Consider the following 12,621-nt stretch of genomic DNA (forward strand, 5'->3'; position numbering starts at 1 on the left):
GGGGGTGCCAGGCAAGGAGCGAACGCCGTGCCGCTGCCGGCGAGGACGGGCCCGCCGCCGTGGTGAGGGCGGCCGTCGACGTGGCGCGACGTCCCCGGTGCGACGGCCCGGGTGGGCTTCGGATGGCGTTACGGGCGTATCGGCGTAGGGTGGGTGGACGAGATCAGGCCAGTACGCGGTGTCCGGCCCCCCGGTGCCGCGGGATGTCGAGAGGGAGTGGGGCTGAGCTGGTGACTGCCGCCGACGTCAGGGGCTCCGACCCGGGCGACGGACGAACTGCTGCCTGCCCCGTCGACGTTCCGCAGCGCCCCGCCTCGCCGCTACCGCAGCGCCCCGCGTCGTCGCCGGCCCCCGGCCCCGCTTCGTCGCCCGCCGAGAGCGGCTTCCTCGCCGCCGACTGGGCCGAGATCATCGAGCACTTCCGCGAGGGCCTGATCGTCTGCGACGGCAACGGCGTGGTGCGTCACGTCAGCCCGGTCGCCGCGCGGCTGCTGCCCGAGGTGGCCGTCGGCGAGTTGCTGGCCGCGTCCGGCATCGTGAGCCTGGCCGCCGACGCGGGCGTCGGCGAGCTCACTCATCGCGGCCGCCGGCTGCGGGTCCGCCCGGCGCCGCTTGCCGCCGCGCGGTGCTGCTGGTACGTCGAGGACGTCACCGACAGCGTCACCCGGGCCGACGCGTTGCTCGCCGCGCGGGCCCGCTCGGCGTTCCTGGCCAGGGTGGGCGAGAAGCTCGGCAACCCGCTGCACCCCGACCGGGCCGCCGCCGCGGTCGTCCGGCTCGCCGTGCCCACCCTCGGCGACGTGGCCGTGCTGGTGTCGGCGCCCCGCGCCGGCCGGGCCCGCTGGTGGCGGGCCGCCCGCACCGACGACGAGACCCCGACCGTGGACGGCGGTGTGCTCAGCGCCGTCGACCTGCCGGCCGCCATCGACGAGGCGCTCGCCGGCTCCGAGCCGCACGCCCTGGACTGGCTCGTGGAGCAGGCCGTCGAGGCGGGCTGGCTGCCCGGCCTCGACACCACCGACACCACCGTCCGGGTGGTGCCGCTGCCGGGGCGCGACCTGCCGGCCGGGGTGCTGCTCGTCGCCCGGGGGGCCGCCCGCCGCTACGACGACGACGATCTCGACCTGGCCCGCGCCTTCGCGGCCCGGGCCGGCGCCGCCATGACCACCGCCGTGCTCTACCGCGACCAGGCCGAGGTCGCCGACACCCTCCAGGCGAGCCTGGTGCCGGTCGAGCCGGCGCAGACCGCCGGCGTGCAGTGGGGGACCGCCTACCGGCCGGCGCAGGCCGGCCTGCGCATCGGCGGGGACTTCTACGGCTCGCACCGGCTGCCCGACGGCGGCTCGGTGTTCTTCCTCGGCGACGTCTCCGGCAAGGGCGTCGAGGCGGCGGTCTTCACCGGGCAGCTCCGCCAGTGCCTCCAGGCGCTGCACCGGGTGCAGCCGCACCCCGGCCGGCTGTTGCGGCTGCTCAACGACGCCCTGCTGGAGACCACCATGATGCAGGGGCAGGGTCGCTTCGCCACCATGGTCCTCGGCGTGGTCCGGCCGCGCCGCGAGGGCGGGCTGACCCTGACCATGTCCGGCGGGGGTCACCTGCCGCCGTTGGTGCTGCGCGCCTCCGGCGAGGTCGAGTCGGTCGACCTCACCGGAATGCTGATCGGCGTGGTGCCCGAGCCGCGCATCGGCGAGGTGACCGTCGACCTGGAGCCGGGTGAGACCTGCCTGCTCTACAGCGACGGGGTGACCGAGGCGCGCGGGGGTCGGCGCGGCGACGAGCAGTTCGGCACCGAGCGGCTGGTCCACGCCCTGACCGGGTGCCACCGGATGCCCGCCCCGGCGCTGGCCGAGCGGATCGAGCAGGTCACCTGCGACTGGCTCGCCCACGGCGACCATGACGACATCGCGGTGCTCGCGCTGCGGGCCACCGGGCCGCACGGCCGACCGGCCCGGCACCTGCACGCGGTGCCCCCGTCGTCCTGACCGACCGACCACCCCCGAGGAGCACCGCACGTGACCGCCGCCGCCGAGTTGTCCCCGGTCGACGCCTACCACGGCTTTCTGGCCTCGCTGCAGGAGGCGGACGAGTACGCCGCGATCGACACGGCCCTCGGGCTGGTCGACGCCGGGGTGCCGGCCGAGCGGGTGCTGCTCGACCTGGTGGCCCCCGCCCAGGTCGAGGTGGGGGAGCGTTGGGCGCGCAACGAGTGGAGCGTCGCCCAGGAGCACGCCGCCACCCACATCAGCGAGCGGGTGGTGGCGGCCGTCGCCAACCGGGCGGCCCCCCGCCCCACCCGGGGCCGGGTCGTCGTGGCCTGCATGGACGGTGAGTGGCACGCGCTGCCGCCCCGACTGGTCGCGGAGGTGCTTCGGCTGCGCGGCTGGCAGGTCACCTTCCTGGGGGCCAGCGTGCCGGCCGCGCACCTGGTGTCCTACCTGCACCGGCACGACGCGCACGCCGTCGCGTTGGCCTGCGCGCTGTCGATGCGGCTGCCGTACGCCCATCGGATGATCGAGGCCTGCCGCCGCTCCGACGTGCCGGTGGTGGTCGGGGGTCGCGGTTTCGGCCCCGACGGGCGCTGGGCCCACCGGCTCGGGGTCGCCTGGGCCCCCGACGCGCCCGCCGCCGCCGACCTGGTGGCCGACGAGCGGGCGCTGCGGCGGGTCCGGCCGGCGCAACTGTCCCGGCTCGCCGACCACGAGTACGCCAGCCTGGTCAAGCGGCGCGGGGAGTTGGTCGACGGCGCGCTGACCGACCTGCGCGCCGGGGTCCCCGGGGTGCGGGAGTACAGCCCGGCCCAGGTCGACGCCACGGTCAGCGACCTCGGCCACATCGTCGACTTCCTCGCCGCCGCGGTCTACGTCGACGACGGCTCGCTCTTCACCGACTTCGTACGGTGGTTGGTCGGGATCCTCGCCAGTCGGGGGGTGCCGGCCGCGGCGGTGGGCCGTACCCTCCGACACCTCGGCCACGAGCTGCGGGACTTCCCCCGGGCGGCGCGCTTCCTCCGCGGGGCGGACCCGTCGGCCGCAGGCGGGGCGGACCCGTCGGCGTCGGCCGGGGTGGGCACCGGGGCGAGGTGACACGCGGTGCTCCCGGATCCCGCCGAGGGACTGCTTATACTTGCCCCACTGCAAGCATCGGCCTGCGGGGAGCGAGGGGGACCACGGTGACGTTCACCGTCACGTACGCCCGGCGGGACGGCGCTGCGGCCTGCCTGCGGCTTGCCGGTGAGCTCGACGTGAGCACCGCGCCCGAGCTGACCGCCGCCCTCGACGGCCTCGCCGAACAGGGGGAACGGCACCTCCTGGTCGACCTGACCGAGCTCACCTTCTGCGACTCCACCGGCCTCGCCGCGTTCGTCCGGGGCGACAACCGGGCCGCGGCCCAGGGCGGCTGGCTCCGGCTCACCGGGGCCACCGGGCGGGTCGAGCGGCTGCTGCGGTTGACCGGGCTGGCCGAGGTCCTGGCCCACCGCCCCGACACGGCGCACCCGAGGTCGCAGTCCGCCCTGTAATGGGCTAGATTTCCCCGCCAGCAGGTGGCCGTGAGGTCGCCGTCCGCGTCAACCCGAGGCAGGTCTCCCATGGCTGGAAACACCCCCGGCCCCGTTCGTATCCTCGTGGTGGACGACGACCCCGGTGACGTCCTGATGATCGAGGAGGCCCTCGCCGACTCCGACGTCGACAAGGTCATCGACGTCGTCAGCGACGGCCAGGAGGCGATGGAGTTCCTGCGCCAGGAGGGCCGGCACACCGAGGCCCGCCGCCCCGACATGATCCTGCTCGACCTGAACATGCCCCGGATGGACGGCCGGCAGGTGCTCGGCGAGGTCAAGCAGGACGACGACCTGCGTACCATCCCGATCGTGGTGCTCACCACCTCCAACGCCGACACCGACATCGTGGGCAGCTACACCCTCCAGGCCAACGCGTACGTGACCAAGCCGATCGACCTGGACGACTTCAACGACGTGGTGCGCCGGATCGACGAGTTCTTCGGCCGCGTCGTGGTGCTGCCCAAGCGCGGCTGACCGCGCCCACCGCACGGCGTCAGTGTCGGCCGTTCTCGGCGGCGGTGACCGTGAGGCGGTGGCGGGTGTTGTCGCCGCTGGAGAACGGCCAGAGCCGGTCGGCGTGTTCGACCAGTCGGGCGAGCTGCTCGCGGGTCAACCCCGCCGAGGAGATCGACGCGTGCACGTCGGCCCGGTACCGCCCGTCGTCGTCGCGGCCCAGCCGCGCCTCCGCGCGGACCTGCACGGTGTGCGCCTCGTCGGTGATCTCCCCGGCCGCCTCGACCGCCGCGTGGTGCAGGCAGGACGCGAAGGCGGCGGCCAACAACTGCTCCGGGGTCAGCCCGGTGCAGTGCGGCGCCAACGGGGAGGCCAGGGCGCTCGACAGCCCCCCGTCGTCGGTGCGGACGTGCCCCCCCTCGGCGGTCGCGGCGGCCTCGTGCAGCCAGGAACTCGGATCCGGCATCGCGTTCCCCCCTCAGTCACCCGCCCGGCTACCCGGCCCCGACCTGGTGAAACCGCCTGGCCTGCGGTCAGTCGGCCGGGCCGTCGCAGGGGACCGCCGCCTGGGTCGCCTCGGCGGCCGCCTGCTCGGTCCACGGGGACAACTGCCCCTCGCGCTGCCGGGGTGGGCGGCCTGCGGCGAGCATCGGCACGTACACCCGGGCGTCGACCGCCTCGGCCAGCAGCAGCGCCGTGACCAGGCTGGTGGGGCGGTGCTCCGGGTCGTCGTCCATCAGTTGCCGGCAGAGCACGGCGACCTCCGGCGGCAGGCCCTCGATCTGCGGCAGGCGCTCCGGCGGCTGCTGGCGGCGGGCGCCGAGCAGTTGCGTGGTGCTGTGCGCCGGGTACGGCAGCCGGCCGGTCAGGCAGTAGTGCAGCAGCACGCCGAGGGCGTACATGTCGGCGGCGGGGGTGGCGGGACACCCGTCGAGCTGCTCCGGGGCCAGGTATGCCGGGGTGCCCACCACCATCCCGTCCGGGATCTCGTCGGCCGCGCCGGCCGACGTGGCGATGCCGAAGTCCAGCACCTTCGCCCCGCTGGGCGTGAGGATGACGTTGGCGGGCTTCACGTCGCGGTGCACGATGTCGTGCGCGTGCGCGGCGGCCAGCGCCGCGGCGACCTCCGCGCAGACCCGGACCGCGATGCGCCAGTCCAGCGGCCCGGCGCGCAGGTGCGCGGCGAGGGTCTCGCCCTCCGCCAGCTCCATCACGATGTACGGCAGTGTCCTGCCGGGCAGCGTGGAGGAGGTGCCGAAGTCGTGCACGCTGGCCACGTTCGGATGCACCAGCCGGGCGGCGGAGCGGGCCTCGGTGCGGATCCGTTCCAGGGCGGTCGGCTCGTCGTGACTGGGGGAGATCAGCTTCACCGCGACCGGCCGGTCGAGCACCATGTCGTGGGCCTGCCACACCTCCGACATCCCACCGATGCCGATGCGCTGTTCGAGCTGGTACCGCCCGTCCAGCGTCCTCATCGACCGCTCCTCGTCCCGCCCGCCGTACCGGCGGGTCAATCCCGTCGCCCCCGCCCGGTACCCGGCGGCCGGAGCGGGCAAACCCGAGCGGCCCTCGCGCCCGATCTCGCCACGCGGCTGCGGGCGGGCGCGGTAGCTTCCATCGGGGCGCTGCCCCCGCCGGCCTGAAGCTGTTGCCAGCCGACCGGCTGGCCGCCGAGGACCGCTTCACGATCGGGCGGTGCGAGTGCCGAGCAGGTGACGGAGGGGCGATGGCCGGGGTGGTGGTGCGGTTCGTCGGCGGGCCTGCCGACGATCAGGTGCGGGACGTGCCGGCCGGCCCCGACGGGGCACCCCCGCAGCGCTGGGTGCTGCGTCATCCGGGCGGTTCCGCGCAGCCGGTCGGCGCGGCCGCCGACCACCTCTACGCGCGCGACCGCCCCGACGACACCGGCACCTGGACGATGCGCTTCATCCGCACCTACCCCTTGGGCATGACCCAGTGAGCCGCACCCCGGAGTCGACCGGGTGTGCCGCGTCGGCCTGGCGGCGGCGGTGCTCCGGGGGCGACCGGGCGCTCGGCGGGGCACGCCGGAGGGCGGCCGGGCCCCGCGCGGGGCGTCTCAGGCCGGGCCCCGCGCGGGGCGTCTCAGGCCGGGCCCTCGCGCGGGGCGTCTCAGGCCGGGGTCGCGCCGGTGGTGGCCAGGATGACCGAGGCGACCAGCGCCGGCTCGTCGTGCATCGGCACGTGGCCGCAGCCGGCCAGGTCGACGTGCCGGGCGAGCGGCAACCGCTGGCGGGCCACCGCCGCCTGCCGGTACGGCAGGACCCGGTCCCGGGTGCCCCAGGCCACGGTGACCGGCACGGTCGGGGCACCGGTGAAGGCGTAGTCCCGGCCGGCGCGGGCCACCGCCCGGAAGGCGCGGGCGTCGCGCAGCGCGCGGGCGTCGGCCAGGGCCACGTCCACGGCGAGTGCGGCGGGGCGGGCGAAGATCATGCCGAAGGCGAGGGCGCGCAGCGCCGGCCGGGCCAGGACGGCCCGCAGCGCCGGGGCGGGAATCCGGGCCGCCGCCCGGTGGGTGGTCAGCACGCCGAGCGCCCAGCGCAGCTCCCGGGGGGTGCAGAAGCCGGCCGGGGAGAGCGCCGTGGCCGACGCGACCCGGCCGGCGGCGGCGAGTTCCAGGGCGATCGCGCCGCCGAGGCTGTTGCCGGCCACGTGCGGGCGGTCCAGCCCCAACGCGGCGAAGACCTCCGTCACGGCGTCGACCACGCCGGCCATGTCCCTGGGCAGCCCGCCCGCCGGCACGGGGGACCGGCCGAAGCCCGGCAGGTCCAGCGCGATCACGTCGTGGTGGGCGGCCAGCAGGTCCAGCACCGGCGTCCAGGCCGCCCAGTGGTGGCCGATGCCGTGCAGCAGCACCAGCGGCGGGCCGCTGCCGCGCCGCTCGAAGGCGACCGAGGGCCGGCTCACCGCCGCTCGTCGGCGGTGTGCGCGCCGAAGCCGCGCCCCAGGCTGCGGACCTGCTCCTCCATCTGCGGCACGAGGGTGCGGGAGTTGCGCCCGATCAGCCGGTCGGCCAGCGGGCTGACCAGCACCGACCGGGCGGCCTGCACCAGGCCGAGCGCCCTCGGGACGTACACCCGGCGGCGGCGGCGCTCGATGGCGTCGACGAACGCGGCGGCGCAGGCCTCGACGGTGGTGGTCCCCCCGACCGGCCAGGGCAGCCGGGACAGCGAGGCGTCGAACGCGGGCAGGTCGGCGCGGGCGTCGCGGACCAGGTCGGTGTCCACCCACGACGGGTGGGCGGTGCCGACCGCGACGCCCCGGTGGGCCAGTTCCAGCCGGACGGCGGTGCCGAAGTGCTCCACCCCCGCCTTGGACGCGCAGTAGGCGGCCATCCCGGGCAGCGCGGCGAACGCCGCCGCCGAGGAGACGATCAACAGGTAGCCCCGGCTGCGGATCAGCTCGTCGACGGTCGCCGACGCGGTGCGCATCACGCCGATGAGGTTGACCTCGACGGTGCGGACCATCGCCTCCACGTCGCCCACGGCGATGGTGCCCCGGTTGGCCACGCCCGCGTTGGCCACCACCGCGTCGATGCCGCCGAAGACCTCGACCGCGCCGGTGACGGCGGCGCGCAGCGCCGCCTGGTCGGTGACGTCGGCGCGGAACCAGGCGTGCCCGGGGCCCAGCTCGGCGGCGAGGGCGGCCAGCCGCTCCGGCTCCAGGCCGACGAGCGCGAGCCGGGCGCCGCGCGCGGCGGCCTGCCGGGCGGTGTGCGCGCCGATGCCCCGGGCGGCCCCGGTCACCAGGACGACCCGGCCGGCCAACGAATGTCTCACCCGAAGCAAGTTACCACCGGGTAGGTCCGTGGGGGAACACCCGACGCCGCCGCGCCACCGGGTCACGCGGGGCCGGCGGCGGGGCGAACCCGCCACGGGCGGGCCGGCGGTATCGGCCCCGCCGGCCCGCACAGCTGGTACACAGGGGGTGCCGAGGTGGGACACAGTCGGTCGTCCCACGATGGGAGGCATGGTCATGGAGGGGCGGGCCGCGCAGGGCCGCATCGAGCTGCGCCGCCCGGACGGGGAACCCGTCCGGGTGCTGGTGGTCGACGACGAGGCCACGCTGGCCGACCTGCTCTCGATGGCCCTGCGCTACGAGGGCTGGCAGGTCCGCACCGCCGGCAACGGGATGACGGCGCTGAGCGCCGCCCGGCAGTTCCAGCCCGACGCGGTGGTGCTCGACGTGATGCTGCCCGACCTGGACGGCTTCCAGGTGCTGCGGCGGCTGCGCGAACACACCCCGACCGTGCCGGTGCTCTTCCTGACCGCCCGGGACGCGGTGGAGGAGCGCATCGCCGGGCTCACCGTCGGCGGCGACGACTACGTCACCAAGCCGTTCAGCCTGGAGGAGGTGATCGCCCGGCTGCGCGCCCTGCTGCGCCGCTCCGGGTTCGCCGTCGCCACCCGGGAGGAGGCGGTGCTCACCGTCGGCGACCTCAGTCTGGACGAGGAGAGCCACGAGGTGCGCCGGGGCGGCCAGTTGATCACGCTCACCGCCACTGAGTTCGAGCTGCTGCGGTACCTGATGCGCAACCCCCGTCGGGTGCTCAGCAAGGCACAGATCCTCGACCACGTCTGGAACTACGACTTCGGCGGGCAGGCCAACGTCGTGGAGCTCTACATCTCGTACCTGCGGAAGAAGATCGAGGCCGGCCGGGCGCCGATGATCCACACGCTGCGCGGCGCGGGGTATGTCCTCAAGCCCGCCGACTGACCGGCCGCGCGGGTGGCTGGCCGGCCGGTCCCTGCGTACCCGGCTGGTGGTCGCCGTGGTGGCGCTGCTGGCCCTGGTCAGCGTGGGCATCGGCGGCCTGACCACGGTAGCGCTGCGGCACTTCCTGATCCAGCAGGTCGACGACCAGCTCACCCCCGACGAGCGCCGTCGCGGCGAGGGCCGCCCCGCCTGGCTCACCGACCCGCCCACGCCGCCGCGCGCCGTCGAGCTGCCGCCGGGCTTCCCGGCCGGCGCGATCGTCGCCCGGGTCACCGACGGCCGGGTCGTCGAGGCGAAGATCCGCACCCCCGCCGGTACGACCCTGCCGCTGGCCACCGACGCGGCGGCCCCGCTGGCCGCCCTGGCCGCCGAAGCCCGACCCCGCACGGTGGAGCTCGGCGAGCGGGGCGACTACCGGGCGGTGGCCCGGCGCTTCGCCGACGGCGAGGTGCGGGTCTTCGCGCTGCCGCTGGCCGGCGTCGCCGAAACCGTCTGGTGGATGGTGCTGGCCCAGGCCGGGGTGGCCGCCGCCGGCCTGGGCGTCGCCGGCGGCCTCGGCGCGCTCATCGTCGGGGTCACCCTGCGACCGCTGCGCCGGGTGGCCGCCACCGCCACCCGGGTCACCGAGCTGCCGCTGGACCGGGGCGAGGTCGCCCTGTCGGTGCGGGTCCCGGCCGCCGACACCGACCCCCGCACCGAGGTCGGGCAGGTCGGCGGCGCGCTCAACCGGATGCTCGGGCACGTCGCCGCCGCGCTCGCCGCCCGCCAGGCCAGCGAGACGCGGGTACGCCAGTTCGTCGCCGACGCCAGCCACGAGCTGCGCACCCCGCTGGCGGCCATCCGGGGGTACGCCGAGGTGGCCCGCCGGGGCCGCGACCGGGTCCCGCCCGACGTGGCGCACGCGCTGCGCCGGGTCGAGTCGGAGAGCGCCCGGATGACCAGCCTGGTCGAGGACCTGCTGCTGCTGGCCCGCCTGGACTCCGGCCGGCCGCTGGCCGTGGAGCCGGTGGACCTGACGGCGCTGGTCGTCGACGCGGTCAGCGACGCCCATGCCGCCGGTCCGGAGCACCGCTGGCAGCTCGACCTGCCCGACGCCGAGCAGGTGGTGCCCGGCGACGCCGCCCGGCTGCATCAGGTGGTGGCGAACCTGCTGGCCAACGCGCGCGTGCACACCCCGCCGGGGACCACCGTCGTGACCCGGCTCGCCCCCGCGCCGGGGTCGGTGGCGCTCAGCGTCACCGACGACGGCCCCGGCATCCCCGCCGACCAGCAGGGCGAGGTCTTCGAGCGCTTCGCCCGCGGCGACAGCTCCCGGTCGCGCGCCCACGGCAGCACCGGCCTCGGGCTGGCCATCGTGGCGGCGGTCGTGGAGGCCCACCACGGCCGGGTCGAGGTCACCAGCCGCCCCGGGCGCACCGCCTTCACCGTCACCCTGCCGGCGGGCAACCCGTAGGCGGCCCCCAGCGGGACCGCCCGGAGGCCGCCGCCCGGCGCGGCGCCCGGCGGGGGGCTCCGCCCGGCTGGCAGACTCTCGGTCGTGTACCGGGAACGCGGCACCAGCCTGGCGGGAGCGGTGCTCTGGGAGAGCATCAGCAGCGGGACCGGGCCCGTGCGGGTGTTGCCGGACGGCTGCCTGGACCTGTTGTGGTCGTCGCGGCGAGGACTGCTGGTCGCCGGGCCGGACCGCACGGCGCACCTGTCGACGAGCGCGGCCGGCGAGCGCTGGGTGGGGCTGCGGCTGCCGCCCGGCGTCGGCCCGGCCGTCTTCGGCGTCCCCGCCGACGAGCTGCGGGACCGGCGGGTGCCCCTGGTGGACCTGTGGGGGCCGGTCGGCGTCGGGGTCGAGGACCGGGCGGCCGGCGGGCGGGGCGTCACCGCCGTGCTGGCGGAGGTCGTCCGGGACCGGTTGCGGGCGGCCGGTGGCCCGGATCCGCTCGGCGCGCACCTGGCGGCCCGGCTGGCCGTGGGGCGGCCGGTCGGCGCGGTCGCCGCCGAGGTCGGCCTCGGCGACCGGGCGTTGCACCGCCGCTGCCGGCACCTGTTCGGGTACGGCCCGAAGACCCTCGCCCGGATCCTGCGGATGCGCCGGGCGCTGGCCCTGGCCCGCGCCGGCACGCCGCTGGCCGAGGTGGCCGCCCGCGCCGGGTACGCCGACCAGGCGCACCTGACCCGCGACGTGCGCGAGCTGGCCGGGGTGCCCCCGGGCGTGCTGTTACGGGACCGACCCCGTGCCGCCGCTCGCTAAGCCCGCCGCCCTCAGGAAGCCCGCCGCCCTCAGGAGGGGGGGCGGGCTGGCGGCCGGCACGGGCAGCGGGGCGTACAGGTCGACGCCGGTGCCGTCGGGGTCGAGCAGGACCGCGTACCGCTGGCCCCAGTCGGCGTCCCACGGCGCCAGGTGGCCCTCGAAGCCGGCTGCGGTCAGCTCGCCCCAGTACCGGTCCACCTCGGCCGGGTCGGCGCAGCGGAACGCCAGGTTGGCCCGCGCGCTGCCGGTCGGCGGCGTGTGGTCCGGGTCGTAGCTGCGGATGCTCTCCACGGTGTCCCAGGCCAGCCGGGGGCCGCCGGCCACGCCGAACTCCACGTGCGACGCGGCCTCCGCGCCGGCCGGGATGTCCAGCCCCAGGCGTCGGTAGAAGTCGAGGGTCCGGGCCATGTCGGTGACCGGCAGGCTGACGAGGTCGAAGCGAGGTGTCATGGCCGCAGACGGTACGGCCCCCGCCGGCGCGGCGTCTTGAACGGAACGGACACCGGCGGAGTCCCCGGTGTGGCGGTCGCCGGCCGCCCCGGCGCAGCGTGTGCACCGTCTTCCTGCCGGCGGTCGCGCCCCCTGCGGAGGCGACCCGTAGGCCGGTCACGGCGCGAGCGCCGCCGCCGGGACGAAGTCGCTTGTGGTGGCCCGCACGACCAGCTCGGGCTCCAGCCGCGCCGACTGCGTGCTCCCCGAATCCAACAGGGCCAGCAGCGCGTGCAGGGCCCGCGTGCCCATGTCCCGCAGCGGCGTGCGGATGGAGGTCAGCGGCACCAGCAGCTTGGCGTCCACGTCGATGTCGTTGTAGCCGATCACGGCGATCTGCCGGCCCACGCGCAGGCCGTGGTCGCGCAGGGTGCCCATCGCCCCGATGGCGGCGAAGTCGTTGACCGCGAAGACGCCGTCCGGCCGACCGATCTGCAACAGTCGGTCCATCGCCGACGCCCCGCCGGCGACGTCGAAACTCGACGGGATCACCAGCCGCGGGTCGACCGGCACCCCGCGGGCCGTCGCGGCGGCGACGAAGCCGGCCACCCGGTCGGCGGAGGTGCTGGCGTGGGCGGGGCCGGCGACCACCGCGAGCCGCCGGCAGCCGACGTCGATCAGATGCTCGGCGGCGAGCCGGCCGCCGAAGCGGTCCCGGCCGGTCACCGAGGGGAAACCCCGCGAGGCCCGGCTGACCAGCACGAACGGCACCCGGTCGGCGGCGAGCCGCGCCAGGGTCGGATCGTTGCGCCGGGCGTCGCCGATGATCAGGCCGTCGACCCGTTCGCCGATGAACCGCTGGATCCGCACGGTCCGGCCGTCGTCGTCGTCCCAGGAACTGCTCACCACCGCCTGGTAGCCGGCGCCGGCGGCGGCGGCGTCGATGCCCTCGAACACGGTGGCCAGCACGATGTCGGTGATCCGGGGGACCAGCACGCCGATCACCCCGGTCTTGCCGCTGCGCAGGCTCGCCGCCCAGCGGTCCCGGTGGAACCCCAGCTCCTTGGCGGCCTCGGTGATCCGCGTCGCGGTGGCGGGGCTGACCCGCACGTCGTCGCCGCGCAGCACCCGGGACACAGTGGAGACGTGCACACCGGTGACGCCGGCGACGTCGCGCAGGGTCACCCGCTTGTTCACTGTG

The 12,621-nt window shown here is 76.4% G+C and carries 13 protein-coding genes and 1 pseudogene; 8 read left to right on the top strand and 6 right to left on the bottom strand.

Features of this window, described 5'->3' with window-relative positions; translation table 11 throughout:
• Positions 1–230 precede the first annotated feature (230 nt).
• The 4 genes from ACLQ2V_RS14640 to ACLQ2V_RS14655 all read left to right on the top strand — a co-directional run bounded on the left by ACLQ2V_RS14640 (position 231) and on the right by ACLQ2V_RS14655 (position 4,033).
• Positions 231–1,982 carry a SpoIIE family protein phosphatase gene (locus tag ACLQ2V_RS14640; protein WP_425719009.1) on the top strand — a complete coding sequence of 584 codons (1,752 nt, stop codon included), beginning with the start codon at positions 231–233 and terminating at the stop codon, positions 1,980–1,982.
• Between the two features lie 30 nt (positions 1,983–2,012).
• Complete coding sequence (locus ACLQ2V_RS14645; RefSeq protein WP_425719010.1) at positions 2,013–3,083, top strand: cobalamin B12-binding domain-containing protein; 1,071 nt, start codon at positions 2,013–2,015, stop codon at positions 3,081–3,083.
• 86 nt (positions 3,084–3,169) lie between these two features.
• On the top strand, positions 3,170–3,517 hold the full coding sequence (locus ACLQ2V_RS14650) for an STAS domain-containing protein (protein WP_425719011.1): 348 nt from the start codon (positions 3,170–3,172) through the stop codon (positions 3,515–3,517).
• 69 nt (positions 3,518–3,586) lie between these two features.
• Complete coding sequence (locus ACLQ2V_RS14655; protein ID WP_425719012.1) at positions 3,587–4,033, top strand: response regulator; 447 nt, start codon at positions 3,587–3,589, stop codon at positions 4,031–4,033.
• A gap of 19 nt (positions 4,034–4,052) precedes the next feature.
• Here the strand turns inward: ACLQ2V_RS14655 and ACLQ2V_RS14660 are convergent, their stop codons facing one another.
• Both ACLQ2V_RS14660 and ACLQ2V_RS14665 read right to left on the bottom strand, forming a co-directional pair.
• Positions 4,053–4,478: an OsmC family protein gene (locus tag ACLQ2V_RS14660; protein WP_425719013.1), complete on the bottom strand. Its 426-nt coding sequence runs from the start codon at positions 4,476–4,478 to the stop codon at positions 4,053–4,055.
• A 67-nt stretch (positions 4,479–4,545) separates the two neighbouring features.
• Positions 4,546–5,487 (bottom strand): serine/threonine-protein kinase, encoded by a 942-nt coding sequence (locus ACLQ2V_RS14665; RefSeq protein WP_425719014.1) that lies wholly within the window; start codon positions 5,485–5,487, stop codon positions 4,546–4,548.
• Positions 5,488–5,738: 251 nt separating this feature from the next.
• Between ACLQ2V_RS14665 and ACLQ2V_RS14670 the strand changes: the two genes are divergently transcribed.
• Positions 5,739–5,972 carry a hypothetical protein gene (locus ACLQ2V_RS14670; protein ID WP_425719015.1) on the top strand — a complete coding sequence of 78 codons (234 nt, stop codon included), beginning with the start codon at positions 5,739–5,741 and terminating at the stop codon, positions 5,970–5,972.
• 170 nt (positions 5,973–6,142) lie between these two features.
• Here the strand turns inward: ACLQ2V_RS14670 and ACLQ2V_RS14675 are convergent, their stop codons facing one another.
• Both ACLQ2V_RS14675 and ACLQ2V_RS14680 read right to left on the bottom strand, forming a co-directional pair.
• Positions 6,143–6,937 (bottom strand): alpha/beta fold hydrolase, encoded by a 795-nt coding sequence (locus tag ACLQ2V_RS14675; RefSeq protein WP_425719016.1) that lies wholly within the window; start codon positions 6,935–6,937, stop codon positions 6,143–6,145.
• Complete coding sequence (locus tag ACLQ2V_RS14680; protein ID WP_425719017.1) at positions 6,934–7,809, bottom strand: SDR family oxidoreductase; 876 nt, start codon at positions 7,807–7,809, stop codon at positions 6,934–6,936. Before ACLQ2V_RS14680 ends, ACLQ2V_RS14675 begins: the two co-directional genes overlap by 4 nt.
• Positions 7,810–8,005: 196 nt before the next feature.
• Here ACLQ2V_RS14680 and ACLQ2V_RS14685 point away from each other — a divergent pair, with 196 nt between their 5' ends.
• The 3 genes from ACLQ2V_RS14685 (at position 8,006) to ACLQ2V_RS14695 (ending at position 10,991) form a co-directional block, all read left to right on the top strand.
• Entirely contained in the window at positions 8,006–8,746 is a 741-nt protein-coding gene (locus tag ACLQ2V_RS14685; RefSeq protein ID WP_425719209.1) for a response regulator transcription factor, read from the top strand.
• Positions 8,724–10,199: a HAMP domain-containing sensor histidine kinase gene (locus ACLQ2V_RS14690; protein ID WP_425719018.1), complete on the top strand. Its 1,476-nt coding sequence runs from the start codon at positions 8,724–8,726 to the stop codon at positions 10,197–10,199. The genes ACLQ2V_RS14685 and ACLQ2V_RS14690 overlap by 23 nt, the downstream gene beginning before the upstream one ends.
• Before the next feature lie 84 nt (positions 10,200–10,283).
• On the top strand, positions 10,284–10,991 hold the full coding sequence (locus tag ACLQ2V_RS14695) for a helix-turn-helix domain-containing protein (protein ID WP_425719019.1): 708 nt from the start codon (positions 10,284–10,286) through the stop codon (positions 10,989–10,991).
• 54 nt (positions 10,992–11,045) lie between these two features.
• On the opposite strand, the pseudogene ACLQ2V_RS14700 reads toward ACLQ2V_RS14695, so the two are convergent.
• Both ACLQ2V_RS14700 and ACLQ2V_RS14705 read right to left on the bottom strand, forming a co-directional pair.
• Positions 11,046–11,441 (bottom strand): annotated as a pseudogene (locus tag ACLQ2V_RS14700) (VOC family protein); the annotation flags it as partial.
• 156 nt (positions 11,442–11,597) lie between these two features.
• Positions 11,598–12,617 (bottom strand): LacI family DNA-binding transcriptional regulator, encoded by a 1,020-nt coding sequence (locus ACLQ2V_RS14705; protein ID WP_425719020.1) that lies wholly within the window; start codon positions 12,615–12,617, stop codon positions 11,598–11,600.
• Positions 12,618–12,621: the final 4 nt, after the last annotated feature.

The sequence above is a fragment of the Micromonospora sp. DT233 genome, assembly GCF_049841815.1.
Lineage (GTDB): Bacteria > Actinomycetota > Actinomycetes > Mycobacteriales > Micromonosporaceae > Micromonospora.

Coding starts and splice junctions, on each gene's coding strand:
- ACLQ2V_RS14685 (WP_425719209.1), top strand. CDS start 8,006: ATGGAGGGGCGGGCCGCGCAGGGCCGCATCGAGCTGCGCCGCCCGGAC.
- ACLQ2V_RS14665 (WP_425719014.1), bottom strand. CDS start 5,487: ATGAGGACGCTGGACGGGCGGTACCAGCTCGAACAGCGCATCGGCATC.
- ACLQ2V_RS14655 (WP_425719012.1), top strand. CDS start 3,587: ATGGCTGGAAACACCCCCGGCCCCGTTCGTATCCTCGTGGTGGACGAC.
- ACLQ2V_RS14660 (WP_425719013.1), bottom strand. CDS start 4,478: ATGCCGGATCCGAGTTCCTGGCTGCACGAGGCCGCCGCGACCGCCGAG.
- ACLQ2V_RS14670 (WP_425719015.1), top strand. CDS start 5,739: ATGGCCGGGGTGGTGGTGCGGTTCGTCGGCGGGCCTGCCGACGATCAG.
- ACLQ2V_RS14690 (WP_425719018.1), top strand. CDS start 8,724: ATGTCCTCAAGCCCGCCGACTGACCGGCCGCGCGGGTGGCTGGCCGGC.